Origin of the sequence: Streptomyces sp. NPDC057010 (assembly GCF_042673805.1) — a bacterium.
Classification (GTDB): Bacteria; Actinomycetota; Actinomycetes; order Streptomycetales; family Streptomycetaceae; genus Streptomyces.
The window spans coordinates 1-24,749 of record NZ_JBHUSC010000018.1; the positions used below are offsets into that span (position 1 = coordinate 1).

At 72.4% G+C, this 24,749-nt stretch carries 20 protein-coding genes and 1 pseudogene; 13 read left to right on the top strand and 8 right to left on the bottom strand.

Annotated elements, in window-relative coordinates; all coding sequences use genetic code 11:
- Nucleotides 1-401 precede the first annotated feature (401 nt).
- Nucleotides 402-1,373 (bottom strand): 5-dehydro-2-deoxygluconokinase, encoded by a 972-nt coding sequence (gene iolC / locus ACFTXQ_RS17465; RefSeq protein ID WP_382641615.1) that lies wholly within the window; start codon nucleotides 1,371-1,373, stop codon nucleotides 402-404.
- A 42-nt stretch (nucleotides 1,374-1,415) separates the two neighbouring features.
- Between iolC and ACFTXQ_RS17470 the strand changes: the two genes are divergently transcribed.
- The 3 genes from ACFTXQ_RS17470 to ACFTXQ_RS17480 all read left to right on the top strand — a co-directional run bounded on the left by ACFTXQ_RS17470 (nucleotide 1,416) and on the right by ACFTXQ_RS17480 (nucleotide 3,805).
- On the top strand, nucleotides 1,416-2,330 hold the full coding sequence (locus ACFTXQ_RS17470) for a sugar phosphate isomerase/epimerase family protein (protein ID WP_382641617.1): 915 nt from the start codon (nucleotides 1,416-1,418) through the stop codon (nucleotides 2,328-2,330).
- Nucleotides 2,331-2,350: 20 nt separating this feature from the next.
- Nucleotides 2,351-3,361: a Gfo/Idh/MocA family protein gene (locus tag ACFTXQ_RS17475; protein ID WP_382641619.1), complete on the top strand. Its 1,011-nt coding sequence runs from the start codon at nucleotides 2,351-2,353 to the stop codon at nucleotides 3,359-3,361.
- A gap of 243 nt (nucleotides 3,362-3,604) precedes the next feature.
- A complete protein-coding gene (locus ACFTXQ_RS17480; protein WP_030710687.1) occupies nucleotides 3,605-3,805 on the top strand; it encodes an AlpA family transcriptional regulator in 201 nt (66 codons plus the stop codon).
- A gap of 64 nt (nucleotides 3,806-3,869) precedes the next feature.
- Here the strand turns inward: ACFTXQ_RS17480 and ACFTXQ_RS17485 are convergent, their stop codons facing one another.
- On the bottom strand, nucleotides 3,870-6,137 hold the full coding sequence (locus ACFTXQ_RS17485; RefSeq protein WP_382641621.1) for an MMPL family transporter: 2,268 nt from the start codon (nucleotides 6,135-6,137) through the stop codon (nucleotides 3,870-3,872).
- 131 nt (nucleotides 6,138-6,268) lie between these two features.
- On the opposite strand from ACFTXQ_RS17485, the gene ACFTXQ_RS17490 reads away from it, so the two are divergent.
- A complete protein-coding gene (locus ACFTXQ_RS17490; RefSeq protein ID WP_382641623.1) occupies nucleotides 6,269-6,940 on the top strand; it encodes a TetR family transcriptional regulator in 672 nt (223 codons plus the stop codon).
- Here the strand turns inward: ACFTXQ_RS17490 and ACFTXQ_RS17495 are convergent.
- Nucleotides 6,918-8,153, bottom strand: a complete 1,236-nt coding sequence (locus ACFTXQ_RS17495; protein ID WP_382641625.1) for a cation:proton antiporter — start codon at nucleotides 8,151-8,153, stop codon at nucleotides 6,918-6,920. The two genes, ACFTXQ_RS17490 and ACFTXQ_RS17495, sit on opposite strands and share 23 nt — an antisense overlap.
- 165 nt (nucleotides 8,154-8,318) lie before the next feature.
- Here ACFTXQ_RS17495 and ACFTXQ_RS17500 point away from each other — a divergent pair, with 165 nt between their 5' ends.
- On the top strand, nucleotides 8,319-8,549 hold the full coding sequence (locus ACFTXQ_RS17500; protein ID WP_382641627.1) for a heavy-metal-associated domain-containing protein: 231 nt from the start codon (nucleotides 8,319-8,321) through the stop codon (nucleotides 8,547-8,549).
- Between the two features lie 124 nt (nucleotides 8,550-8,673).
- Nucleotides 8,674-10,938 (top strand): heavy metal translocating P-type ATPase, encoded by a 2,265-nt coding sequence (locus ACFTXQ_RS17505; protein WP_382641629.1) that lies wholly within the window; start codon nucleotides 8,674-8,676, stop codon nucleotides 10,936-10,938.
- A gap of 368 nt (nucleotides 10,939-11,306) precedes the next feature.
- On the opposite strand, the gene ACFTXQ_RS17510 is transcribed toward ACFTXQ_RS17505, so the two are convergent.
- Nucleotides 11,307-12,596 carry a citrate synthase gene (locus ACFTXQ_RS17510; RefSeq protein ID WP_031149943.1) on the bottom strand — a complete coding sequence of 430 codons (1,290 nt, stop codon included), beginning with the start codon at nucleotides 12,594-12,596 and terminating at the stop codon, nucleotides 11,307-11,309.
- A gap of 183 nt (nucleotides 12,597-12,779) precedes the next feature.
- Entirely contained in the window at nucleotides 12,780-15,026 is a 2,247-nt protein-coding gene (locus ACFTXQ_RS17515) for an ATP-dependent RecD-like DNA helicase (protein WP_382641631.1), read from the bottom strand.
- Nucleotides 15,027-15,326: 300 nt separating this feature from the next.
- On the opposite strand from ACFTXQ_RS17515, the gene ACFTXQ_RS17520 reads away from it, so the two are divergent.
- Both ACFTXQ_RS17520 and ACFTXQ_RS17525 read left to right on the top strand, forming a co-directional pair.
- Nucleotides 15,327-15,851, top strand: coding sequence for a DUF937 domain-containing protein (locus tag ACFTXQ_RS17520; RefSeq protein ID WP_382641633.1), 525 nt, complete (start codon nucleotides 15,327-15,329; stop codon nucleotides 15,849-15,851).
- Nucleotides 15,852-15,959: 108 nt separating this feature from the next.
- A pseudogene (locus tag ACFTXQ_RS17525) lies at nucleotides 15,960-16,457 on the top strand (GNAT family N-acetyltransferase); the annotation flags it as partial.
- Here ACFTXQ_RS17525 and ACFTXQ_RS17530 read toward each other — a convergent pair.
- The gene (locus ACFTXQ_RS17530) at nucleotides 16,408-17,343 is read right to left on the bottom strand and encodes an EamA family transporter (RefSeq protein WP_382641635.1); all 936 of its coding nucleotides are present in this window, start codon (nucleotides 17,341-17,343) and stop codon (nucleotides 16,408-16,410) included. The pseudogene ACFTXQ_RS17525 and the gene ACFTXQ_RS17530 sit on opposite strands and share 50 nt — an antisense overlap.
- 101 nt (nucleotides 17,344-17,444) lie before the next feature.
- Between ACFTXQ_RS17530 and ACFTXQ_RS17535 the strand changes: the two genes are divergently transcribed.
- Nucleotides 17,445-18,359, top strand: coding sequence for a LysR substrate-binding domain-containing protein (locus ACFTXQ_RS17535; RefSeq protein ID WP_382641637.1), 915 nt, complete (start codon nucleotides 17,445-17,447; stop codon nucleotides 18,357-18,359).
- On the opposite strand, the gene ACFTXQ_RS17540 is transcribed toward ACFTXQ_RS17535, so the two are convergent.
- A complete protein-coding gene (locus tag ACFTXQ_RS17540; protein ID WP_382641639.1) occupies nucleotides 18,298-19,299 on the bottom strand; it encodes a GlxA family transcriptional regulator in 1,002 nt (333 codons plus the stop codon). The genes ACFTXQ_RS17535 and ACFTXQ_RS17540 overlap by 62 nt on opposite strands.
- A gap of 103 nt (nucleotides 19,300-19,402) precedes the next feature.
- Here ACFTXQ_RS17540 and ACFTXQ_RS17545 point away from each other — a divergent pair, with 103 nt between their 5' ends.
- Together ACFTXQ_RS17545 and ACFTXQ_RS17550 are read left to right on the top strand one after the other, a co-directional pair.
- A complete protein-coding gene (locus ACFTXQ_RS17545) occupies nucleotides 19,403-19,999 on the top strand; it encodes an MBL fold metallo-hydrolase (RefSeq protein ID WP_382641641.1) in 597 nt (198 codons plus the stop codon).
- A 155-nt stretch (nucleotides 20,000-20,154) separates the two neighbouring features.
- Nucleotides 20,155-21,951 carry a glycoside hydrolase family 3 protein gene (locus ACFTXQ_RS17550; RefSeq protein WP_382641800.1) on the top strand — a complete coding sequence of 599 codons (1,797 nt, stop codon included), beginning with the start codon at nucleotides 20,155-20,157 and terminating at the stop codon, nucleotides 21,949-21,951.
- Here ACFTXQ_RS17550 and ACFTXQ_RS17555 read toward each other — a convergent pair.
- Entirely contained in the window at nucleotides 21,948-23,378 is a 1,431-nt protein-coding gene (locus ACFTXQ_RS17555) for a S28 family serine protease (RefSeq protein WP_382641643.1), read from the bottom strand. The genes ACFTXQ_RS17550 and ACFTXQ_RS17555 overlap by 4 nt on opposite strands.
- Nucleotides 23,379-23,529: 151 nt before the next feature.
- Here ACFTXQ_RS17555 and ACFTXQ_RS17560 point away from each other — a divergent pair, with 151 nt between their 5' ends.
- Nucleotides 23,530-23,814 (top strand): hypothetical protein, encoded by a 285-nt coding sequence (locus ACFTXQ_RS17560; protein WP_382641645.1) that lies wholly within the window; start codon nucleotides 23,530-23,532, stop codon nucleotides 23,812-23,814.
- Nucleotides 23,815-24,164: 350 nt separating this feature from the next.
- The gene (locus ACFTXQ_RS17565) at nucleotides 24,165-24,719 is read left to right on the top strand and encodes an EF-hand domain-containing protein (RefSeq protein WP_382641646.1); all 555 of its coding nucleotides are present in this window, start codon (nucleotides 24,165-24,167) and stop codon (nucleotides 24,717-24,719) included.
- Nucleotides 24,720-24,749 lie beyond the last annotated feature (30 nt).

Consider the following 24,749-nt stretch of genomic DNA (forward strand, 5'->3'; position numbering starts at 1 on the left):
GATTTGCCCCGCCCGACGCCGCCGGAACGGCGCTCCGCGCGCCCTCTCCGCCAGGTGGCGCGGCGGCCGGGTTGCCGCGCAGCGGCAATTCCGCGCCCGCCACACCATCCAGCCCCGCCGGCGCTCGAGGCACGGGGCCCGGGGCGGAGCCCCGATCGGTAGCCCGCACCGAACCACCAGGCCCCGCCACATCCAGCCCCGCCGGCGTTTGAGGCGCGGGGCCCGGGGCGGGGCCCCGGTGTCCCGGCTCCGCATCACCCGGCACGCCAGGCTCCGCGCAGCGGACCTGGCAGGGGCCCGAGAGCGGGAGCACGATCCATTCCGACTCCCCGCACCGGTGTGCGTAGGACTCCCCCGGAGCGAGGTCGAGGACGACCAGCCTCGTCCACTCCATCCCCCACTCAGCAACCACCGGCACGGCCGAGCACCTCCTCCACCTCGTCCGGGAACGGCATCGCCGACGAGCACGCCAGCCGCGAAGCCACGATCGCCCCGGCCGCGTTGGCGAACCGCATCACCCGCTCCAGCCCCCACCCCGCGAGCAGCCCGTGGCACAGCGCGCCGCCGAACGCGTCCCCGGCCCCCAGCCCGTTCACCACCTCCACCGGCACCGGCGGCACCTCCGCCACCGTCCCGTCGCGGTGCACCGCCAGCACGCCCTCCGGCCCCCGCTTGACCACCGCCAGCTCCACGCCGGCGGCGAGCAGCGCCCTCGCCGCCGCGTACGGCTCGGCCGCCCCCGTGGCGATCTCGCACTCCTCGAGGTTGCCGACGGCCACCGTCGCCCCGGCTAGCGCCCGCTCGTAGTACGGCCCGGGTTTCTCCCGCCACAGCATGGGCCGCCAGTCCAGGTCGAACACGGTCGTCCCGGAGCGGCCCCGGGCCTCCAGCGCCGCCAGTGTGGCCGCCCGCGAGGGCTCCTCGCTCAGGCCGGTCCCCGTCATCCAGAACACCCGCGCGTCGCGTACCGCCGCCAGGTCCAGTTCCTCCGCCGCGATCTCCAGGTCGGGAGCCTTCGGCAGCCGGTAGAAGTACAGCGGGAAGCGGTCGGGCGGGAAGATCTCGCAGAAGGTGATCGGGGTGGGGAAGTCCGCGACCTCGGCCACCCACCGGTCGTCCACCCCGAACCCCCGCAGCTCCGCCCGCAGATACGCCCCGAAGGGGTCCGCCCCGGTACGGGTGATCATCGCCACGCGCCGCCCCAGCCGGGCTGCGGCGACGGCCACGTTGGCCGGGGAGCCGCCCAGGAACCTGCCGAAGGTGTCCGCGTCCGCCAGTGCTACGCCCGTCGTCAACGGGTAGAGATCCACCCCGATCCGTCCCATCGTGATCAGGTCGAACGCGAACGGATCGCCGGTGCCTGTGCCGGTCACAGTCGGACCTCCCATTTCGTCTCGCACCCTAAGGTGGCCGCCATGACGTCCTCCCCGCCCGCGTTGACCCGTATCCGCATCGGATCGGCTCCGGACTCCTGGGGTGTCTGGTTCCCCGACGACCCCCGGCAGACCCCTTGGGAGCGGTTCCTCGACGAGGTCGCCGACGCGGGATACGAGTGGATCGAGCTCGGCCCCTACGGGTATCTGCCCACGGATCCCGCCCGACTCGCCGAGGAAACCGCCAAACGCGGACTGCGGGTCTCGGCCGGAACCGTCTTCACGGGACTCCATCACGGGCCCGCCGTGTGGGAGGACACCTGGGAGCACGTGTCGCGGATCGCGGCGCTCACCGAGGCCATGGGGGCTGCGCATCTCGTGGTCATCCCCTCCTTCTGGCGGGACGACAAGACCGGAGAGGTGCTGGAGGACCGCACCCTCACCCCCGGCCAGTGGCGGGAACTGGCCGCCCAGACCGAGCGGCTGGGCCGTGAGGTGCGGGACCGGTACGGGTTGCGGATCGTGGTCCACCCGCATGCCGACACGCACATCGACACCCCTGAGAACGTGGCCCGCTTCCTGGACGCCACCGACCCCGGCCTCGTCTCGCTGTGCCTGGACACCGGGCACTACGCGTACTGCGGCGGCGACAGCGTCCAGGCGATCGAGACCTTCGCCGAGCGCATCGGGTACCTCCACCTCAAGCAGGTGGATCCGCGGATCCTCGCCGAAGTCGTCGCCGGGCAGGTGCCCTTCGGCCCGGCCGTGGCCCGCGGGGTGATGTGCGAACCGCCCTCGGGGGTGCCCGCCCTGGAACCGGTGCTGGCGGCGGCCCAGCGGCTCGGCGTGGACCTGTTCGCCATCGTGGAGCAGGACATGTACCCCTGCGAGCCGGACCGGCCGCTGCCGATCGCCCGCCGCACCCGTGACTACCTGCGCTCCTGCGGCGCCCGCTGACTCCCCGGGAGGGATACGACATGAGCACGCTCGCCATCGCCGTGATCGGCACCGGGAAGATGGGAACGGACCACGTCCGCCGGATCGGCCGGACCGTCGGCGGGGCCCGGGTCGTGGCCGTGGCCGACCCGGACGGGGACCGGGTCAAGGAGGTCGCCGCCGGCCTCCACGGGGCCGGCGCGTACACCGACCCGGCGGCCGCGATAGCCGCGCCCGGAGTGCAGGCCGTGCTCATCGCCTCCCCCGGGCCCGCCCACGAGGAGGCGATCGGGCACGCGCTGGCGCGGGAGCTGCCGGTGCTGTGCGAGAAGCCGCTCACCCCGGACCCGGAGGGAGCCCTGCGGATCATGGAGGCCGAGCGGCGGCTGGGACGGCGGCTGGTCCAGGTGGGGTTCATGCGCCGGTACGACGCCGAGTACGAGCGCCTCAAGGAGTTGCTGGACGCGGGCGGGATCGGGCGGCCGCTCTTCCTGCACTGCCGGCACCGCAACGCCTCCTCGCCGTCCTTCTTCACCAGCGACATGCTGATCAGCGACTCGGTGGTGCACGAAGTGGACGCGGCCCGCTGGCTGCTGGGGCAGGAGGTCACGGCCGTCACGGTGCTCTCCCCGGCCTCCACGGCAGCCGCCCCCGAGGGGCTGCGCGATCCCCGGCTGGTGCTGCTGGAGACCTCCGGCGGGGCCGTCGTCGACGTGGAGATCTTCGTGAACTGCGGTTTCGGCTACCAGGTGCAGTGTGAGGCGGTCGGCGAGTCGGGCAGCGCCCGGATCGGTGACGGCCACGCGATGGTGGTGCAGTCGGGGGGCCGCTGGGGCGGTGCGATCGACCAGGACTTCACGGTGCGCTTCGCCGACGCCTACGACCGGCAGCTGCGCAGCTGGGTGGCCGCGGCGGCGCGGGGCCGGGTGGCGGGCCCGGACGCGTGGGACGGCTACGCCGCGGCCGCCGTGTCCGAGGCGGGCCTGGCGGCCGCGCGCAGCGGCGTACGGACCCTGGTGGAGCTGGCGGAGAAGCCGGCCCTGTACCGCTGATCCTCCCCGGCGTTCCGTTTCCCCCCGTGCGACCCCTGTGCCACGTCTGTCACAGGGGTCGCCCTTGTGTCACGCATGTCCGCATTACACGGGTCTTCCGTCACAGGCGGTCGACAGCCCCTCCCCTGCGCTCACCCGGCCTCGTTCCCCCGGGCAGAACCCCGAGTGATCGTCAGTGTCCGCGCGCCGGCTCCCCCGACGGCCTCCCGGCCGGCCCCGCGGCGTGGACAAGGAGGTGTCGTCATGAGCGACCGACAGCTGTGGTCGTACAAGGAGATCGCTGCCCACATCCGGGTCCAGCCGGACACCGTGCGCTCCTACCGCAAGCACGGGCTGCTCCCTCCACCCGATCATGTGGAGGGCGGCAAGCCCTATTGGTATGCCGACACCGTCCGCGCCTGGGTGGCGCGCCGGCCCGGCAACCGGGGCCGCCGCGAAGACTGACCCCCCGGCTCCCCCACCCCCGGGACGGGACCGGCCGGCCCCGTCCCCAGCGGCCTACCGGGCCCTACCGGGCCCCTGCCGGGACCGGTTCCCGGTGCTCCGCCTCCGCCGGCGGCTGCGGCGACTCGCCCTCGCTGAGGCCGATCCGCTCGTGCAGGCGGCGCAGCGGGCCCGGTGCCCACCAGGTGGCCTTGCCGGTCAGCTTCATGACCGCCGGGACCAGGAGGCTGCGGACGACCATGGCGTCCATCAGCACCGCCAGCGCGATCCCGAGGCCCAGCATCTTGGTGTTGGTCACCCGCGAGGTACCGATGGCCACCATCACCACCGCCAGGATCACGGCCGCCGCGGTGATCAGTCCGCCGGTGCGGGCCAGACCGGCGCGCACGGCGCCTTCGTGGTCCCCGGTCCGGTCGTACTCCTCCTTGATGCGGGATATGAGGAACACCCCGTAGTCCATGGACAGTCCGAAGGCGATGCAGAACATCAGCACGGGCAGCGTGGTCTCGATGTCCCCGGTGGAGGTGAAGGAGAGCAGTTCGGAGAGGTGCCCTTCCTGGAAGACCCACACCACCGCCCCGAACATCGCGGTCAGGCTCAGCGCGTTGAGCAGCACCGCCTGGAGCGGTATCAGCAGGCTCCCGGTGAGCAGGAACACCAGCAGCAGCGTGGCCAGCACCACCAGGGCCAGCGCGGCGGGCAGCGCGTCCGCGATGGCCTTCTGGGTGTCGACCAGCCTCGCCGCCTGTCCTGCCACGGAGGTATTGAAACCGGCATCGACCTTCCGCACCGCGCCGACCAGATCCTGGGCCTGCCGGCCCACCGCCTCGCCTTCGGCGGTGATCGAGAAGTACGCGGAGCGCGCCCCGGCGCCGGTGCTCACCGGGCCGTCGATGCGGACCACCCCCGGCAGCGCGGCCACCCGGTCCCGGTAGGAGGCGAGCTCGGCGGGGCCGGCCGCTCCCTCGGCGAGCACGGTGAGCCCGCCGCCGGGGCTGCCCGGGAAGGCGTCCCGGATGTGCTGCTGGACCACATGCGACTCGGCGGACTCGGGTAGCTGCCGGTCGTCCACGGTGCCGAACTTCACGCCGAGGAAGGGGAGTCCGAGGAGGAGCAGTCCGGCTGTGGTGGCCGCCGCGAACACCGGTGCCCGGCGCATCACCAGTGCGGCCGCCCGGCCCCAGCCCCGCCCCGGCTCCGCCGTGCCGGCAGGAGCGGCACCGGGCGCGGATCGCCGCTGCCACAGCCGCCGCAGGTCCAGGGAGTTGACCCGCTCGCCGAGCAGCACGAGGGCCGCCGGCAGCAGGATCAGCGCGGCCGCCGCCGCGAGCAGGACCACCGCGACTCCGGCGTAGGCGAAGGAGCGGAGGAAGGACATCGGGAAGAAGGCCATCGCCGAGAGGGCGACCGCGACGGTCAGCGCCGAGAACAGCACGGTGCGCCCGGCGGTGCGCAGGGTGGCCCCGACGGCGCCGGCCGGGTCCCGGCCGGCCGCGAGCTCCTCGCGGAACCTGCGGACGATGAACAGCGCGTAGTCGATGGCGAGTCCGAGGCCGAGCGCGGTGGTCAGGTTCTGCGCGAAGACGGAGACCTCGGTGAACTCGGTGAGTCCGCGCAGCACCGCGTTGGTGCCGAGGATGGCCACGATGCCCACGCCGAGCGGCAGCAGGGCCGCGACGGCGCTTCCGAAGACGAGGACGAGCAGGACGAGGGTGACCGGCAGGGCGATCAGCTCGGCGCGCAGCAGATCCTCCTGGATGGTCGTGGTCACCTCGTGCTGGACCGCGACCGGTCCGCCGAGGGAGACCCGCACCGGCCCGTGGTCGCCCCGGTAGCGGGGGGCGATCCGCTCCAGCACCTCGGTGGCCGCCTTCTGGTCGCCCGGCACCCTGGCGGCTATCAGGGCCTGCCGGCCGTCCTCGGAGCGCAGCGCGGGCAGGTGCGTGCGCCAGTACGAGCCGACGCCGACGACCCCTTCTTCGGTGGCGAGCTGCGCGGTGAGCCGCTCCGCCTCGGCGGCGACGGCGGGATCGTCCACCCCGGCGGCCCCGACGCCCTCCGCGGCATCGACGAGCAGCAGCAGGTTGGGCTGGGAGGCGGGGAACTCGCGTTCCAGGGCCGCGGCGGCGTAGGTGGACTGGGCGTCCGGGTCCTCCCAGCCGCCACTGCTCATCCGCTCGGCGACGCCGCCGCCCGCGAACACGGCCAGCGCCGTGACCACGAGCGCGAGCAGCAGCGAGAGCCGCGGCCGGGCCGTGACGAACCGGGTCCACCTGCCGCCCTTCCCGGGCCGCTCTCCCCCGGACGACGGTGGATTTTTGACTTCGGACATGACTCGGTGTCCCCTTCACCGTGATTGCCAGGCCGAATAGACTGGCAAACACGAGCAGTCGCTCGCGTTCCCTCAGAATGCGAGCGATCTCTCGCGTTTGTCAATCACCCACGGGAAGCAAGGGATTGGACATGCCGGGGACCGCCAAGGACAAATCCGCCGGAACAGGTGAAAACGGTGACACCGCCGCGGCCGCCCCGCGCCGCCGCCAGGCCCGCGGCGAGCGCCGGATCAGCCAGCTCCTGGCAGCCGCCGCCGGGGTGTTCTGCCGTACCGGCTACGCCGCCGCCAGCACGAACGCCATCGCGCGCGAGGCCGGCGTATCGCCGGGCACGCTCTACCAGTTCTTCCCGAACAAGGAGGCCATCGCGATGGAGCTCGGCGGCCAGCTGCTCCACCGCGCCCAGGAGACGCACGGGCAGGCGTTCCTGCCCGAGAACCTGTGCCGCCCGCTGCCCGAGCTGCTGGACGCCGTCCTGGACCCGCTGATCGCCTTCAACTGCGAGAACCCGGCCTTCTGGGCCCTCATGCACGGTTCCGGCATCCCCGGCATCGACCGGGAGCACGAGGAGCTGCACTCCACCATGCTCGGGCGGGTCGAGGGCGCCCTGCGCACCCTCACCCCCGGGGCCACGCCAGCCGAGCTCGCCCACAGCTCGAACATGATCCTGGGCATCTTCAAGGCGTCCCTGGACCTGATCCTGGCCCACGAGGGAGCCGAACGCGAGGCGTACATCGCGGAGCTGAAGACCGTCCTGCTGCGCTACGTGGAGCCGATGGTCACCACGACTCCTCCCCGCTGACCCGCCGCGGACGCCCGCGCTCCACCCCCGCCTCCACCCCCGTTCGCGCACCCGCCCGCAGCCGCAGCCCCACCAGCGGGAACACCAGCACGGACAGCATCCCGGCGCCCACCAGCGCCGCCGCCTCCCCGGGCTCCACCATCCCGTCCTCCACCCCCAGCGTGGTGATCGCCACCACCAGCGGCAGCGCGGTGGACCCGAAGAGCACGAGCGCCGATCGGTCGCGCCGCCCCAGGTCCCGGGGCGCCAGCAGCCACATCGGCAGGCCCCGGACGACCAGGAAGAGCACCAGGAACACCGGCAGCAGGAGGAGCACCCGCCCGCCGGCGAGCAGCGCCTCCAGGTCGAACTCGATCCCGGTGACCACGAAGAACAGCGGCACCAGGAAGCCGAATCCCATGGCCTCCACCTTCGACAGCACGGTCTCGCTGCTCTCCGGCGCGGCCCCCTGGAGCACCAGCCGGGTGATCAGCCCCGCCGCGAAGGCCCCGAGCAGGATGTCGAGCCCGAGCACCTGGGCGAGCGCCAGCATCGCCACCAGCAGCAGGACCACCAGCCGGACGGCGAACTGCGCACTGCTGTGCAGGGTCTTGGCGATGACCCGCGAGAACCAGGGCGGCTTGGGCCGCAGCGCCCAGAGCACCGCCACCGCGGTCAGCACCGCGAAGGCGGCGAGCAGCCCCGCCGAACGCGCCGGCGCCCGCCCGCTCAGCAGCAGCGCCATCGCGATGATCGGCCCGAACTCGCCGATGGAGCCCATCGCCATCATCACGGAGCCGAACCTGCTCTGCAGGTCCCCGGAATCCCGCAGTACCGGCAGGATCGTGCCCAGCGCGGTGCTGGTGAGCGCGGTGCCGACGTAGACGCCCTTCTCGAAGCCGCCGCCGTGGGCGAGCAGGGTCCCGGTCCCGAGCCCCAGCGCGAGGGCGATCAGCCAGGCCCACACCGACCTCTTGAGGGTGTCCCCCCTGACCTGGTCGAACCGTATCTCGTAGCCCGCCAGGAAGATCAGCATCGCGAGCCCGAGCCGGCTCAGTACGTCGACCACCTGGCCGGTGTGCGCCCAGCCGAGCACGTCCGGCCCGATCAGGACGCCGAGGAGGATCTCGAAGATCACCAGGGGGACGGGCAGCCACCGCGCGACGGCGTACGCGAACAGGGGCGCGAGGACGGCGACGACCATGATCAGAACGAACGTTCCCGGATGATCCATAGAGGCCATTTACGTACACTTCGGGAATATCGGCATCCCAAAAGAAGGGCGCCCGACACTCGCATTAATACCCCCTAGGGGTATAGTCTCTGAGTGTCGGGAGAGAGTGGAGCCATCCACCGCCTCCCCCGCGCGACCGGATACGCCCCTGAAGAGGAGAACGACATGACCGCCGAGACGGACACCCTGACCACCACCGTCTACCGCGTGACCGGCATGACCTGCGGGCACTGCGAGGGTTCGGTGACCAAGGAGCTCTCCGCCCTGCCCGGCGTCAGCTCGGTCAAGGCCGTCGCCGCGACCGGCGAGGTCACCGTGGTCTCCGCCGCCCCGCTCGCCGACGAGGACGTCCGCGCCGCCGTGGACGAGGCCGGCTACGAGCTCGCCGAGGCCTGATCACCCGGCGGCACCCGCGCCGCCCGCACCACCCGCAGCACGGGCAACATCCCGCCGGGCCGTACGCGACCAGCTCATACTGGTTGCGTACGGCCCGGCCCGCCCTCCCCTCTGGAGCCGGAACATGACCAGCACAGTGCACGACGGACCCATAACGGCGGTCGAGCTCACCATCGGCGGGATGACCTGCGCCTCCTGCGCGGCCCGCATCGAGAAGAAGCTCAACCGGATGGACGGCGTCGAGGCCACGGTGAACTACGCCACCGAGAAGGCCCACGTCTCCTACACCGGGGACGTCCAGGTCGCCGACCTCATCGCGACCGTCGTCAAGACCGGCTACACCGCGCAAGAGCCTCCTCCGCCCGCCCCGCCCGCCACCGAGACGGCCACCGAGGAGGGAGCGGAAGCAGAGGCCCCGGACCGGGTGCTCGCCGCCCTGCGCCAACGGCTCGTCGTCTCCGCCGCCCTCGCCCTGCCGGTCGTGCTGCTCGCCATGGTCCCTGCCCTCCAGTTCGACAACTGGCAGTGGCTCTCGCTGACCCTCGCCGCCCCCGTCGTGGTCTGGGGCGGGCTCCCCTTCCACAAGGCCGCCTGGACCAACGCCCGGCACGGCGCCGCCACCATGGACACCCTGGTCTCCGTCGGCACGCTCGCCGCCTTCACCTGGTCGCTGTGGGCCCTGTTCTTCGGCCACGCCGGCATGCCCGGCATGCGTCACGAGTTCACCTTCGGCATCTCCCGTACGGACGGCTCCTCCGCCATCTACCTGGAGGTCGCGGCCGGAGTCATCTCCTTCATCCTCCTCGGCCGCTACCTGGAGGCCCGCTCCAAGCGGAAGGCCGGCGCGGCCCTGCGGGCCCTGATGGAACTGGGCGCCAAGGAGGTCGCCGTCCTGCGGGCGGGCCGCGAGGTGCGCATCCCGGTGAGCGCGCTCGCGGTCGGCGACCGGTTCGTCGTCCGCCCGGGAGAGAAGATCGCCACCGACGGCACCGTCGTCGAGGGCAGCTCCGCCGTGGACGCCTCCATGCTGACCGGCGAGTCCGTCCCCGTCGAGGTCACCGCGGGCGACTCCGTCACCGGCGCCACCGTCAACGCCTCCGGCCGCCTGGTCGTCGAGGCCACCCGGATCGGCGCCGACACCCAGCTCGCCCGGATGGCCCGGCTGGTCGAGGAGGCCCAGAACGGCAAGGCCGAGGTCCAGCGCCTCGCCGACCGGATCTCCGCGATCTTCGTGCCCGTCGTCCTCGCGCTCGCGCTGGGCACCTGGGTCATCTGGCTGCTGATCACCGACGACCCGACCGCCGCCTTCACCGCCGCCGCGGCCGTCCTGATCATCGCCTGCCCGTGCGCCCTGGGCCTGGCCACCCCGACCGCGCTGATGGTCGGCACCGGCCGGGGCGCGCAGCTCGGCATCCTCATCAAGGGCCCCGAGGTGCTGGAGTCCACCCGTCGCGTGGACACCGTCGTCCTGGACAAGACCGGAACCGTCACCACCGGCCGGATGACCCTGGCCGGCGTGCACACCGCCCAGGGCGTCGGGGAAGCGGAACTGCTGCGCCTGGCCGGGTCCCTGGAGCACGCCTCCGAGCACCCGATCGCGCGGGCCGTCGCCACGGCGGCCGCCGAGCGGGCCGGGGCCCTGTCGGTCCCGGAGGGCTTCGAGAACCGCGGCGGCCTCGGCGTCCAGGGCGTGGTCGACGGACACGCCGTCCTCGTGGGCCGCGAACAGCTGCTGGCCGACTGGTCGATCGACCTGCCCGCCGACCTCAAGGAGGCCAAGGCGGCCGCCGAGGCCGAGGGCGGCACCGCCGTCCTGGTGGCCTGGGACGGTGCCGCGCGCGGGGTCCTGACCGTCGCGGACGCGGTCAAGGAGACCAGCGCCGAGGCGGTCGCCCGGCTGCGGGCGCTCGGGCTGACCCCGGTCCTGCTGACCGGCGACAACCGGGCGGTCGCCGATACGGTGGCCCGCGCGGTGGGCATCGACGAGGTGATCGCCGAGGTGCTCCCGCAGGACAAGGCCGATGTCGTACGCGGCCTCCAGGCCAAGGGCCGTACGGTCGCCATGGTCGGCGACGGGGTCAACGACGCGGCCGCGCTGGCCCAGGCCGACCTGGGCCTGGCCATGGGCACCGGCACCGACGCGGCCATCGAGGCGGGCGACCTGACCCTCGTACGGGGGGACCTGCGGGTCGCGGCCGACGCGATCCGGCTGTCACGCCGGACCCTGGCCACGATCAAGGGCAACCTGTTCTGGGCCTTCGGCTACAACGTGGCGGCCCTGCCGCTGGCGGCCGCCGGACTGCTCAACCCGATGATCGCGGGGGTCGCCATGGCCTTCTCCTCGGTCTTCGTGGTGACCAACAGCCTGCGGTTGCGTTCGTTCCGCTAGTGGGCCTTCTCCGCACGGAGCACACGCTTCCTTCACAGGAGACGCAGATCACAGTGATCGCAACGTAACCATCCGGGGTCGTCGCGGGTCTAATGGGGCGATGCCCGGGAACGTCTTGGGGGACGTTCCACGGAAGTCTTGGGGGACGACCGGGGCATCTGCCGGCCGGGACGCGTGGCCGTGGGAAGCTTTGAGCGGCCTTCCCGACCCGAACGGGTCCCGGCACACACCGACGCCCCGGCGCGGGTCCCGTGGGGGGAATCCGTACCGGGGAAAGGAAAGCGCCCCGACCGTCGACCCGTGGGGGGATCGACGGCGGGGCGCTTTTCGCAGGCGCGTGAGCGGACCTCGGGTCAGCGGGCCTCGGGTCAGCGGGCCTCTACGGGCACGAAGTCGCGCAGGACCTCGCCGGTGTAGATCTGGCGCGGGCGGCCGATGCGGGAACCCGGCTCCTTGATCATCTCGTGCCACTGGGCGATCCAGCCGGGAAGGCGGCCGATCGCGAACAGCACGGTGAACATCTCCGTCGGGAAGCCCATGGCCCGGTAGATCAGGCCGGTGTAGAAGTCCACGTTCGGGTAGAGGTTGCGCTCGACGAAGTACTCGTCGGCCAGCGCGTGCTCTTCCAGCTTCAGCGCGATGTCGAGCAGCTCGTCGCTCTTGCCGAGCGCCGAGAGGACGTCGTGCGCCGCCGCCTTGATGATCTTCGCCCGGGGGTCGAAGCTCTTGTAGACGCGGTGCCCGAAGCCCATCAGGCGGACGCCGTCTTCCTTGTTCTTCACCTTGCGGATGAAGGCGTCGACGTCGCCGCCGTCGTTCTTGATGCCTTCCAGCATCTCGAGGACGGACTGGTTGGCGCCGCCGTGCAGCGGGCCCCACAGCGCCGAGATGCCGGCCGAGATCGAGGCGAACATGTTCGCCTGCGAGGAGCCGACCAGGCGCACGGTGGAGGTCGAGCAGTTCTGCTCGTGGTCCGCGTGCAGGATCAGCAGCTTGTCGAGCGCCGAGACCACGACCGGGTCCAGGTCGTACTCCTGGGCCGGCACGGAGAAGGTCATGCGCAGGAAGTTCTCGACGTAGCCGAGGTCGTTGCGCGGGTAGACCACCGGGTGGCCGACGGACTTCTTGTACGCGTAGGCCGCGATCGTCGGCAGCTTGGCCAGCAGCCGGATCGTCGAGAGGTGGCGCTGCTTCTCGTCGAACGGGTTGTGACTGTCCTGGTAGAACGTCGACAGTGCGCTGACCACGGAGGACAGCATCGCCATCGGGTGCGCGTCGCGCGGGAAGCCGTCGTAGAAGCGCTTGACGTCCTCGTGCAGCAGCGTGTGCTGGGTGATTTCGTTGCGGAACGACGCGAGCTGGTCGACGGTCGGCAGCTCACCGTTGATCAGCAGGTACGCGACCTCGATGAAGGTCGAACGCTCGGCCAGCTGCTCGATCGGGTAACCGCGGTAACGCAGGATGCCCTGCTCGCCGTCGAGGTAGGTAATCGCGGACTTGTAGGCCGCGGTGTTTCCGTAGCCACTGTCCAAGGTGACGAGCCCGGTCTGGGCCCGCAGCTTCGAGATGTCGAAGCCCTGGTCACCGACGGTGCTCTCGACCACCGGGTAGGTGTATTCACCGTCCGCGTACCGGAGTACTACAGAGTTGTCGCTCACGTCATCCCTCACCGACGTAGTGCCTCTTCTTCGAGGTGCCCTGACTGCCTCTACCTTCCCCCATTTGGCGCAGGAGAGTGCACTCGGGGTCGGCGTTTGGTGCTTCCGACGGCACTCAGTGCCGTCAAGCTGCTCATCCTGCCCCCTCCGCACCTGTTGGTGGAACCCCAAATGATCGATCATCTAGGTGATGTTTCCCACCGGTATGCGGCCGGACAGCCTGGGCGCCACCGCCGTGAACCTCCTGCCTGCGGAAACGGTACGCACCGCCTGGCCCAGGGCCTTGCGGGACCCGACCAGGACGACCAGTTTCTTCGCCCTCGTCACCGCCGTGTAGAGCAGATTTCGCTGGAGCATCATCCAAGCGCCGGTGGTGACCGGGATCACGACCGCCGGATATTCACTCCCCTGGGAGCGGTGGATGGTGACGGCGTACGCGTGCACCAGCTCGTCGAGCTCCGAGAACTCGTAGCCGACCTCCTCGTCCTCCTCCGTCCGGACCGTCAGGCGCTGTTCGTCGAGGTCGAGGGCGGTGACCACGCCGACCGTGCCGTTGAAGACACCGTTGGCGCCCTTCTCGTAGTTGTTCCGGATCTGGGTGACCTTGTCACCGACCCGGAAGACCCGGCCGCCGAACCGCTTCTCGGGCAGGTCCGGCCGGGCGGGCGTGATCGCCTGCTGGAGCAGGCCGTTCAGGTTTCCGGCCCCGGCCGGGCCGCGGTGCATGGGCGCGAGCACCTGGACGTCGCGGCGCGGGTCCAGCCCGAATCTGGCCGGAATCCTTCGGGCCGCCACGTCCACGGCGAGCGCCCCGGCCGCCTCGGTGTCCTCCTCCGGGAAGAGGAAGAAGTCCGGCAGCCCGTCCGTGATCGGCAGGACCCCGGTGTTGATCCGGTGGGCATTGGTGACCACGCCCGACTGCTGGGCCTGCCGGAAGATCCGGGTCAGCCGGACCGCGGGCACCGGCCCGCCCTCGGCCAGCAGGTCCCGCAGCACCTCCCCGGCGCCGACGGAGGGCAGCTGGTCCACATCCCCGACGAGCAGCAGGTGGGCACCCGGTGCCACCGCCTTGACCAGCTTGTTCGCCAGCAGGAGGTCCAGCATGGAGGCCTCGTCGACCACGACCAGGTCGGCATCCAGCGGCCGGTCGCGGTCGTAGGCCGCATCCCCGCCCGGTTTGAGCTCCAGCAGCCGGTGCACCGTGGAGGCCTCCGCCCCGGTGAGCTCGGCCAGCCGCTTCGCCGCCCGGCCGGTGGGCGCGGCCAGCACCACCTTGGCCTTCTTGGCCCGGGCCAGCTCGACGATCGAGCGCACCGTGAAGGACTTCCCGCAGCCGGGCCCGCCGGTGAGGACGGCGACCCGGCGGGTCAGCGCCAGCTTGACGGCGTCCCGCTGCTCGGGGGCGAGGGTGGCTCCCGTCCGCCCGGCGAGCCAGCCCAGGGCCTTGTCCCAGTCCACGTCCCGGAAGCCCGGCATCCGGTCGTCCTCGGCGTGCAGCAGCCGGCGCACCTGCCCTACCAGTGACAGCTCGGCCCGGTGGAACGGCACCAGGTACACGGCGGTCAGCGGGTCCGGGCCGCCCTGCGGATCCGGCACGGATTCCCGTACGACCCCCTCCGGGTCGGCGGCGAGCTCGGCCAGGCACTCGATGACCAGCCCGGTGTCCACCTGGAGCAGCTTGACCCCGTCGGCGATGAGCCTTTCCTCGGGGAGGAAACAGTGCCCCTGGTCGGTGGACTGGGACAGGGCGTACTGGAGCCCGGCCTTGACCCGCTCGGGGCTGTCGTGCGGTATGCCGACGGCCTGGGCGATGCGGTCGGCGGTGAGGAAGCCGATGCCCCAGACGTCGGCGGCGAGCCGGTAGGGCTGGTTCTTCACCACCGAGATGGAGGCGTCGCCGTACTTCTTGTAGATGCGCACCGCGATGGAGGTGGAGACGCCGACGCCCTGGAGGAAGACCATGACCTCCTTGATGGCCTTCTGCTCCTCCCAGGCGGCGCCGATCAGCTTCGTGCGCTTGGGGCCGAGCCCGGGCACCTCGATCAGCCGCTTCGGCTCGGCCTCGATCACGTCGAGGGTGTCGGTGCCGAAGTGCTCCACGATGCGGTCGGCGATCCTCGGGCCGATGCCCTTGATCAGGCCGGATCCGAGGTAGCGGCGTATGCCCTGGATGGTGGCGGGCAGGACCGTGCGGTAGTTCTCCACCGTGAACTGCCTGCCGTACTGCGGGTGGGAGCCCCAGCGGCCCTCCATGCGCAGGGATTCGCCGGGCTGGGCTCCGAGCAGGGCGCCGACGACCGTGAGCAGGTCTCCCCCGCCACGGCCGGTGTCGACGCGGGCGACGGTGTACCCGCTCTCCTCGTTGGCGTAGGTGATGCGCTCGAGCACCCCCTCGACCACCGCCAGTTGCACAGCCCCGTTGGTTGCCATGCCCCGAAGCTACCGTCCGGCTCCGACAGCGCGTCAGCCCTGTGGGCAACCGGGGCGGAAGCCGGCGGAAGGCGGGTGGGAAACCAGAAGGGGGTCCAGCCTCGCGGCCGGACCCCCATCACGGTTACCCCTCCCGTGCCGGACTTCCCGATCCCCCCAGATCCCCTCCCGGAAGTGCCGACGCACCATACGACCCGCGATCCGTCCGAAGGGTTGCACCCGGAACCACAGCTTTACTTTTCCATTACCCGGCGTCTGCCCGAGGTGCCGTCAAATCATCGCAGAAGTAGCGTTTCCGGCATGAGCGAACCTTCATTCCAGGACGACGTCCTCAACGAGCTCGGCGACGACAAGCTGACCGAGATCGCGGGACTGCTCGGCACCGACGCGAACGGCGCCCGCGACACCGTCGCGCAGACGGTCGGCGCCATGACCGGCGACCTCCACCAGAAGGCCGGCGCCGATGACGACGACGGCGCGGAGGTCCGCCAGGCCTTCGCGGAGGTGGCGGACACGCCGCTCCAGGGCGTGTCGACGCTCGGCGGCGGCCTGGGCGGTCTGCTCGGCGGCGGGATGATGGCCGGGGTGCTCGCCAAGGTGAGCAAGCCCGTGGCCAACGCCGTCTCGAAGAAGACCGGCATCCCCGCCCCCACGATCGCCCGGGTCATCGAGATGCTGATCCCGGTCCTGCTGGCCGTCTTCGCCAAGCGCGCGGCCGCCGGCAAGGGCGCGGGCGCCGGCGCCCCCACCGCGGGCGCGGCCCCGGCCGAGGGCGGCCTCGACCTGGGCGACCTGCTGGGCCAGATCATGGGCGGCAAGAAGTAACACGTACGGGTGAACGGCGCCCCGGGAACCACGACCCATCCCCCGGCGCCGCCCCCCGCGCTATCCTCGGGCGCCATGGACACGCCCAAGGACGCCCCCGCCGGCCCGGTGCGCCTGCGTGATCCCGAGCCCGGTGACCTGGGCTGGATCGTGCAGCGGCACGGCGCGCTCTACGCCGCCGAATACGGCTGGAACGCGGAGTTCGAGGGCCTGGTGGCCCGGATCGTCGCGGACTTCGCCGAGGACCACGACCCGTACCTGGAGCGGGTCTGGATCGCCGAACTGGACGGCCGCCCGGTCGGTTCGGTGATGTGCGTACGGGAGGACGGCGCACCCGGCACCGCCCGGCTGCGGCTGCTCCTCGTGGACCCGCAGGGCCGCGGCCACGGCATCGGCACGCAACTCGTCGACGCCGTCGTCGCCTTCGCCCGGTCCGTCGGCTACCGCGAACTGGTGCTGTGGACCAACGACGTGCTGACCTCTGCCCGTTCCCTCTACCTGCGCGCCGGCTTCACCCTGGTCGCCGAGCGCCCGCACCGCTCGTACGGGGTCGCCCTCACGGGGCAGGACTGGCGGCTGCCGCTGCAGGAGAACTCCCCGCGCTGACGCCCGAACCGACCCCCGTACGGTTCGAGGCCCGAGCGGGCGCCAGCGAGGTGAGCGCCACCCCGCCGACCAGGAGCACCGCCGCCAGCCAGCGCAGCCCCGAGACGGACTCCCCCAGCACCAGGGCCGCCGAGGACATCCCGAAGACCGGGACCAGCAGTGAGAACGGCGCCACCGAGGAGGCCGGGTAGCGGCGCAGCAGGTAGCCCCAGGCGCCGAAGCCGAAGACGGTGGAGATCCAGGCGACGTAGCCGATGACGGCCGCCCCGGACCAGTCCAGGGCGCGCAGCGCGGCCAGGTCCCGCTCGGGCCCCTCCAGCAGCAGCGAGAGCGCGAACAGCGGCAGCACCGGCACCGTGCACACCCACACCATGAAGTTGAGCGCGTCGGGCGGGGCGGCCTTGCGGGTCAGGACGTTGGACACGCCCCAGCAGGCGGCGGCCGCGACGACGAGCACGAAGCCGGTCACCGGCCCGGAGATGCCGCGGTCCACGGCGGCGACCCCGATCCCGGCGAGTGCCACGGCCATGCCCAGCACCCGTACCCGGCCGGGCCGTTCGCGCAGGACGACGGCGGCGAGGACGGCGGTGAAGACGGCCTGGATCTGAAGGACGAGGGAGGACAGCCCGGCCGGCATCCCGGCGGCCATGCCCGTGAAGAGGAAGCCGAACTTGGCGATGCCGAGCGCCGCGCCGACCCCGAGGATCCACTTCCAGGCGACCTTGGGCCGCCCGACGAAGAACACGGCGGGCAGGGCGGCGACGAGGAAGCGCAGGGCGGAGAGGAGCAGGGGAGGGAAGTGGTCGAGTCCGATCTCGATGACGACGAAGTTGAAGCCCCAGACGGCGGCTACGAGCACGGCGAGAGCAGTGTGTACGGGACGCATGATCCGAGCATCGGCGCCCCGACCGTGTAGCACCAGCGCGAATCTCTTCTGCGATGGATGAAGCATTGCTTACGAATGCTCGAGGCTGCCACGATGGGGCCATGCTCGATCTCGCCCGGCTGCGCGCCCTGCACGCCGTCTCCGTCCACGGCTCGGTCGCGGGCGCCGCGGCCGCCCTCGGCTACACCCCCTCCGCGGTCTCGCAGCAGATCTCCAAGCTGGAGCGGGAGACCCGCACCACCCTGCTGGAGCGGCGCGGCCGCGGGGTCGCGCTGACCGAGGAGGCCCGGCATCTGGCCGATACCGCGCAGGAGTTGCTGGCGATCGTGGAGCGCGCCGAGACCACCCTGGAGGAGCGCCGCGGGCAGCCGAGCGGGCTGCTGACGGTGGCCGCGTTCGCCTCGGCGGCGCGCGGCCTGGTGCCGGGGGTGCTCGCCGATCTGGCCCGCCGTCATCCGGCGCTCGACGTGCGCCTGACCGAGGTGGATCCGCACCTGTCGGTGGATCTGGTGGCCCGCGGCGTCACCGATCTGGCGGTGGCCCACGACTGGGACATCGCGCCGCTGCCGGCCCCCGAGGGCATCGAGCAGGCGGTGATCGGGGACGACCTCTGCGACCTGGTCGTGCCCGAGGGGCATCCGTTCACCGGGCGGCAGGTCATCCGCCGCGCGGACCTCGGCGGCCAGCGGTGGGTGTGCCAGCCGCCCGGGCGGGTCTGTCACGACTGGCTGGTCCGCACGATGCGCACGGCCGGCTTCGAGCCCGAGATCGCGCACGTGGCGGAGGAGAACCACACCATCGTGGCCCTGGTCGCGGCCGGCCTCGGGGTGGCGGTGGTCCCCCGGCTGGGCACGGGAGGGCTGCCCCCGGGCGCGGTGGCCGTGCCCCTGGAGCCCGGGCCCGTACGCCGGTTGTACGCCCTGTGGCGGACCGGGGCCGCCCGCCGGCCCGCGATCACCGAGGCGGTGCGGACCCTTCAGGAGCACTGGAACCACTCGGGGCGGGCGTCCGCGTGAAGGAGCGGCGGTACGCGCGGGGAGGCACGCCCCGGCGGCGTACGAACTGCTCGCGCAGGACGGCCGCGCTCCCGTAGCCGACCCGGCGGGCGACCTCCTCGACCGGCAGGTCCGTGGTCTCCAGGAGCTCCTCGGCGCGGCTGAGCCGCAGGTTGAGGAGCCAGGTGTGCGGGGTGGTGCCGGTCGCGGCGGTGAACCGGCGGGCGAAGGAGCGCCGGCTCATCAGGGCGCGCCGGGCCAGTTCCGCGACGGGCAGCGGCTCGTGGAGGTGCTCGCGGGCCCAGGCGAGCACCTCGGCCAGGCGCTCGTCGCGGCAGTCCTCCGGGACGGGTGCCGCCAGGTACTGGGCCTGCCCGCCGTCCCGGTGCGAGGGCAGCACCAGGTCGCGGGCGATGGCGTTGGCGGTCGCGGCCCCGTGCTCCCGGCGCAGCAGGTGCAGGCAGAGGTCGAAGCCCGCCGCGGCCCCGGCTCCCGTGATGATCCGCCCCTCGTCGACGTACAGGGCGTCGGGGTCGACGGTGACCTCCGGGTGGCGGCCCGCCAGCAGTGCGGCGAACCGCCAGTGGGTGGTGGCGCGGCGGCCGTCGAGGAGGCCGGCCGCGGCGAGCGTGAACGCGCCGACGCAGTGCGCCGCGACCAGCGCTCCCCGTTCGTACGCGGCGCGCAGGGCGTCGAGCACGGGGGGCGGCGGGGGCGTACGGAAGTCGGCCCCGGGCAGGGCCAGTACGAGATCGGCGGTGGCCAGCCGCTCCAGACCGTGGGCGACGGCGAGCGGCACGCCGAGGTCGGTGGCGACCGGGCCCGGCCGGTCGGCGCACAGGGCGAAGTCGAAGCGGGGCAGCCCCTCGGCGCGCGGGCCGAACACCTCGGCGACGACCCCCACCGCCAGCATGCCGACACCGGACGGGGCGTAGGCGGCGACGGTCGTGAAGGCGGGCATGCGGGCAGTGTGCCAGGAGGCACGCGCCGCGTGGCACATTTCCTGCGATCGGTGGCAGCACGGCCACTCGTGGGCGGCCGGTCCGGGCGGAAGGATGATCGTCATGACAGAGACCCCGCTCGGCCGCAGCGCCGTGTACACCGTCCTGACCACCGGCTACGTCGGCTCCACCGGCCCCGGAGTCGCCGCCACCGTCAGCTACGTCTCCGACGCCGGCCGGCACGTGATCTTCGACCCGGGGATGGTGGCCGACCGCGACCACATCCTCGGCCCGCTCGCGGAGCTGGGGCTCGGCCCCGACGACATCACCGACGTGGTGCTCAGCCACCACCACCCCGACAACACCGTCAACGTGGGCCTGTTCGGCCGCGCCCGGATCCACGACCACAAGGTGGAGTACCGGGGCGACCAGTGGACGAACCGCGAGGCGGAGGGCTACGAGCTCACGCCCTCACTGCGGCTGATCCGCACCCCGGGGCACAGCGCCGAGGACATCACCCTGCTCGCCGGCACGGAATCGGGCGTCGTGGCGTTCGCCGGCGACCTGTGGTGGCACGCGGACGGCCCGGCCGACGACCCCGTCGCCCCGGACCGCGAGCTGCTGCGTGCCTCCCGGCGGCGGGTGGTGGCGGCCGCCGACGTGATCGTGCCGGGCCACGGCGCCCCGTTCGCGGCCGACGGCGCCGGCGTGCCGCTCTGAAGGGCGGTTCCGGCGAACGGCGACGCGAGCGCCCCGCCGAAGGGGGGCATCCGGGGGACCTCCCGAGTGTCCGGGTCTCCCCGGGCCGGGCCCGGAGTAGGGTCCGGCGCGTGCCGAAACACGCCTCCCGCCGGACCCTGCTCGCCGTGGCCGCCATGGCCGCCGTCACGGCCGCCGGGGTCGCCTCCACCGCCATCGGGACCGGCCCCGCCCCCGAGGACGACCACCGGCCCGGGGACCTCGCGCCCGGGCGCCACCCCAACCTGGCCCGCCTGCGCCGCCTGCTGGACGGGATGACCCTCGCCGAGAAGGTCGGACAGCTCTTCGTGTCCCGGGCCTACGGCCACTCGGCGACCGACCCCGACCCGGCCGACGCCGAGAAGAACCAGTCGCTGTTCGGGGTGCGCACCGCCGCCGAGCTGGTCTCCCGCTACCACCTCGGCGGGATCATCTACTTCGCCTGGGCCCACAACACCCGCACCCCGCACCAGATCGCCGAGCTCTCCGGGGGCCTCCAGCAGGCCGCCCTGGCCACCGGCGCCGGCATCCCGCTGCTGCTCTCCACCGACCAGGAGCACGGCATCATCGCCCGCATCGGCAAGCCGGCGACCCTGCTCCCGGGGGCGATGGCCCTCGGGGCCTCGGGCTCCGCCGCGGAAGCCCGCCGGGCCGCGCGCATCGCCGGTCGGGAGCTGGCCGCCATGGGCATCCGGCAGGACTACGCGCCGGTGGCGGACGTGAACGTCAACCCGGCCAATCCGGTCATCGGCGTACGGTCCTTCGGCGCCGACCCGCACGCGGTGGCGGACCTGGTCGCGGCCCAGGTCCGCGGCTACCAGAGCGCCGGGGTGGCGGCCACCGCCAAGCACTTCCCGGGCCACGGGGACACCGAGACCGACAGTCACGTCGGGCTGCCGCTGATGCGGCACAGCCGGGCCGACTGGGAGGAGCTGGACGAGCCCCCGTTCCGGGCCGCGGTGGAGGCGGGGGTGGACGCCGTCATGACGGCGCACATCGTCTTCCCCGCACTCGACCCGTCGGGGGACCCGGCGACCCTCTCGCGGCCCATCGTCACCGGCATCCTGCGCGAACGCCTGGGCTTCCGGGGGGTGGTGGTCACCGACGCCCTCGACATGGCCGGTGTCCGGCAGAAGTACGGGGACGACCGGGTCCCGGTGCTGGCCCTGCTGGCGGGCTGCGACCAGCTGCTGAACCCGCCGGACCTGGGGCTGGCGCACCGCAGCGTGCTGGCGGCCGTCGAGGCGGGCGAGCTGACCGAGGAGCGGATCGAGGAGTCGGTGCTGCGGATCCTGGAACTGAAGGCCCGCCGGGGCCTGTTCGACGAGGCCCTCCCCGCCGCCGCGGAGCTCGACGCCACCGTCGGCATCCCGGAGCACCTGGCGGCCGCCGACGAGATCGCGGCCGCGACGACGACCCTGCTGGCCAATCCCGCCGGGCTGCTGCCGCTGGACGCCTCGGCCGGTCCCCGGCTGCTGGTCACCGGCACGGACCCGGCCTCCCCGAGCGGCACGACGGGACCGCCCACGGCCGTGCTGGCCAAGGAGCTGACCGCGCTGGGCTGCCGGGCCGAGGCGGTGGCGCCCGACCGGGCGGTGGCGGCCGCGGCCGGTCACGCGGCGGTGCTGGTGTGCACGTACAACGTGCCGGAAGGGGAGAGTCCGCAGCGCACCCTGGTGGCGGACCTCGTGGCGACCGGCGTCCCGGTGGTCGCGGTGGCCGTCCGCAACCCCTACGACCCGGCCCGCCTGCCGGCCTGCGCGGCGGAGCTGGCGACGTACTCCTGGACGGACGTGGAGATGCGGGCCGCGGCCCGGGTGCTCACGGGCGCGCAGCGGCCCGTGGGCCGCCTGCCGGTCCCGGTGCCGGGCCGCTATCCGCTGGGCCACGGGCTGTCCTACCCGCCCGCGGCCCAGCCGGAAGGCGCGCGTTAGGGCCGCAGCTGCGGCTCGCGCTCGTCGCGCTGGTCGAGCTGCGCGTCGGGCGCCGCCAGCGGCGCCGCCCGGCCCGCGTCGGCGAGCGCGGCGGCCGGGGCCACCCCGGCCCACTGGAGGATCTTCGCGGTCGCCAGGGCCTTCTCGCCGTCCAGGAGCTTGGCCACGTTCGCGCCGTGGTTGGCGCCCGGCGCGATCATCACGTAGCTGTCGCGCGCCCCGTAGCCGAGGCGGAACGGTTCGGCGCCCCACGGGTCGTTCTGCCCGTAGACGAAGAGCATCTGGTGGGCGTTGTTGCGGACCCACGTGTCCACGTCTCGCATGACCTGCGGCTGGAAGGTCATGGGGATGTCGCGGGGCACGAAGTTGCGCGGCGGCTGGTAGCCGTAGCGGCTCAGGCCGTCCAGGTGCGGCTGCTTGATGTCCGGGGAGCCGAGCTGCGTGCCGGCCTGGTAGTAGTACGGCGTGTACGTCTCCAGGCCCTGGTCGGTGTAGGCGGAGAAGCCGGAGATCGCGTCGACCGTGTCCCAGATCTCCTGGTCGGAGGCGGTGGCGGCGGTGGGGATGGAGGCGCAGTCCGCGAGCAGGCTGTACTGCCAGAAGGCCCACACGTAGTCGAGCACGACGGCCTCGTAGGCCTTGTCGAGGTTGCCGATCGTGGTGAAGGTCCAGCCGTTCTCGGCGGCCGCGGCCGCGTACTTGGCCTCCAGCGGCTCACGGCGTACGAGGGCCTCGCGCTGGACGGCGTTCAGCTTGTCGCGGCACTCCTTGGTGCCGACCTTGGCGAAGAACCGGTCGTAGGCCGAGTCCTCCTTGTTGACGACGTCGTTGGGGGCGACGTACGCGACGACGCCGTCCATGTCGCGCGGGTAGAAGCGCTCGAAGTACGTCGCCGTCATGCCGCCCTTGCTGCCGCCCGTGGCCAGCCAGTTCTTGGTGTAGATCTTCTTCAGGGCGGTGAAGATGCGGTGCTGGTCGCTGGCGGCCTGCCAGATGTCCAGGTTCGCCCAGTTGGCCGGGGTGGGGCGGGAGGGGTTGAAGAATCGATACTCCAGCGACACCTGGTTGCCGTCGACGATGGTCGTCGGCTCACTGCGCCGCGGGTTGGTGTTGACGTTGTAGCCGGAGGTGAAGAACACCGTCGGCCGCGAGACGTCCTTGTGCAGAAGGGTCAGGCGCTGCTTGAAGGTGCCCTTCCACGGCTGCCGGTGGTCGACCGGCTGCTCGTAGTTCAGTACGAAGAAGCGGTAGCCGGGGTACGGCTTCTCCTCGATCAGGCTCATCCCCGGGATGCCGAGGATCTGGTCCTTGATGTCCGTGGCGGCCGCCGGCTGCGCGGCGGTGGCCGCTTGTGCCGTGGCGCCGGCCGCGCCCATGGTGCCGATCAGCACCACGAGCGACAGCAGCCATCCGAGCGTCTTGCGCATTCACCCTCCCCTTGAGTTCACTTCGGTCGCCGTGAACCTAGCGGGGTCAACGCACCGCTGACCAGACCCAGTTGGGCCGGTACGTCAGCACAGGATCCAGCCGGAATCGGCGGATCCGGCTCCCACGCTCCCCTTTACATACACGCAGCGGTTGATCGCACTCACGGTGACAGGACCGGCGTACCGGGTGAATTGCCCGATATCGCGGATCGGAGCCCCGCCGCGCGGCTGGATGCTCACCGCCATCGGGCGCCGCCGCCCGGGGTCGTGGGCCACGGTCACCGCACAGGCCTGGGTGCGGCTCTTGTACACGCGCACCTCACCCGTCTCGAACGGCAGCGTCCTGGCCAGCCGGCCCCCGCAGCCGGCGCCGTCCGGGCGCACCCCCGACGTGGTCCGCACGGTCTGCGCCGCCGGAACCGCCCGCTCCCCCTGAGTGGCCGCCCGTGCGGACGGCGCCGCGAACAGCCCGCCGGCACAGAGCCACAGCGCCGCCGCGAACACCCCGAGGGGTGCGGCCCACCGGCCGCACCCCTTCCACCCCTCCAGCACCCTGTCCCCCGATCGGTCGTACGTACAACGTGTGCCCGTACGTACGACTCCCAGGGCTCCCCGAAGGTTGCAGCGGACAACGAGTCGACGCGGAGCGGCAAGGACCGGACCCGCCGCGCCCTCGTACGAGTGCATCCGCCGCCCCCCTGCCGGAGAGCGCGAGTTCGGGGGCCGCACGGACCCCTACGCTGGGTGACCTTGTACCCACCCGCCGTAGCCACGGAAGGCACCGCCATGACGAACGACCTGCTCGACCGCAAGCTGGAGCGCTCCTTCAACCGCCTCGACGCGGACGGGAGCGGCGTCATCGACGCGACCGACATCATCGCCCTCGGGTCCCGGCTGCTGACGGCCCTGAACGAGCCCGCCGACTCGCCGAAGGCGGACGCGGTGATGAACGGGCTCGCCGACTTCTGGCAGGACCTGTTCACCGAGCTGGACATCGACCGGGACGGCAAGGTCACGCCGGAGGAGTACAAGCTGGGCATGACGCGGCTGTACGCGCAGGGCGGGCCCGCCTACGACCGTTCCTTCCGGCCGATGATGAAGGCGCTCCTGACGATCGTCGACACCGACGGTGACGGCCGCATCAGCCCGGAGGAGTTCCACCGGGCGCAGGAGGCCTTCGACACGGACGTGAGCCCCGCCGACGCCGAGGTGCTGTTCCGGCGGATCGACGCGAACGGGGACGGCACGCTGAGCGTGGACGAACTCCTCGCCGCCGTCCGCGAGTACTACACGGGCATGGACGAGGACGCCCCGGGCAACCTGCTCTTCGGCGAACTCTGAGCGGCTGACCGGGGGCGGCGGCCCCCGGCT

Excerpts from the sequence above, each read along its gene's own strand:
- ACFTXQ_RS17500 (WP_382641627.1), top strand. The coding sequence starts at position 8,319 with ATGACCGCCGAGACGGACACCCTGACCACCACCGTCTACCGCGTGACC.
- ACFTXQ_RS17535 (WP_382641637.1), top strand. The coding sequence starts at position 17,445 with ATGCTCGATCTCGCCCGGCTGCGCGCCCTGCACGCCGTCTCCGTCCAC.
- ACFTXQ_RS17480 (WP_030710687.1), top strand. The coding sequence starts at position 3,605 with ATGAGCGACCGACAGCTGTGGTCGTACAAGGAGATCGCTGCCCACATC.
- ACFTXQ_RS17475 (WP_382641619.1), top strand. The coding sequence starts at position 2,351 with ATGAGCACGCTCGCCATCGCCGTGATCGGCACCGGGAAGATGGGAACG.
- ACFTXQ_RS17505 (WP_382641629.1), top strand. The coding sequence starts at position 8,674 with ATGACCAGCACAGTGCACGACGGACCCATAACGGCGGTCGAGCTCACC.
- ACFTXQ_RS17550 (WP_382641800.1), top strand. The coding sequence starts at position 20,155 with ATGGCCGCCGTCACGGCCGCCGGGGTCGCCTCCACCGCCATCGGGACC.
- ACFTXQ_RS17565 (WP_382641646.1), top strand. The coding sequence starts at position 24,165 with ATGACGAACGACCTGCTCGACCGCAAGCTGGAGCGCTCCTTCAACCGC.
- ACFTXQ_RS17470 (WP_382641617.1), top strand. The coding sequence starts at position 1,416 with ATGACGTCCTCCCCGCCCGCGTTGACCCGTATCCGCATCGGATCGGCT.
- ACFTXQ_RS17545 (WP_382641641.1), top strand. The coding sequence starts at position 19,403 with ATGACAGAGACCCCGCTCGGCCGCAGCGCCGTGTACACCGTCCTGACC.
- ACFTXQ_RS17485 (WP_382641621.1), bottom strand. The coding sequence starts at position 6,137 with ATGTCCGAAGTCAAAAATCCACCGTCGTCCGGGGGAGAGCGGCCCGGG.
- ACFTXQ_RS17540 (WP_382641639.1), bottom strand. The coding sequence starts at position 19,299 with ATGCCCGCCTTCACGACCGTCGCCGCCTACGCCCCGTCCGGTGTCGGC.
- ACFTXQ_RS17520 (WP_382641633.1), top strand. The coding sequence starts at position 15,327 with ATGAGCGAACCTTCATTCCAGGACGACGTCCTCAACGAGCTCGGCGAC.
- ACFTXQ_RS17555 (WP_382641643.1), bottom strand. The coding sequence starts at position 23,378 with ATGCGCAAGACGCTCGGATGGCTGCTGTCGCTCGTGGTGCTGATCGGC.
- ACFTXQ_RS17495 (WP_382641625.1), bottom strand. The coding sequence starts at position 8,153 with ATGGATCATCCGGGAACGTTCGTTCTGATCATGGTCGTCGCCGTCCTC.
- ACFTXQ_RS17515 (WP_382641631.1), bottom strand. The coding sequence starts at position 15,026 with ATGGCAACCAACGGGGCTGTGCAACTGGCGGTGGTCGAGGGGGTGCTC.
- ACFTXQ_RS17490 (WP_382641623.1), top strand. The coding sequence starts at position 6,269 with ATGCCGGGGACCGCCAAGGACAAATCCGCCGGAACAGGTGAAAACGGT.
- ACFTXQ_RS17530 (WP_382641635.1), bottom strand. The coding sequence starts at position 17,343 with ATGCGTCCCGTACACACTGCTCTCGCCGTGCTCGTAGCCGCCGTCTGG.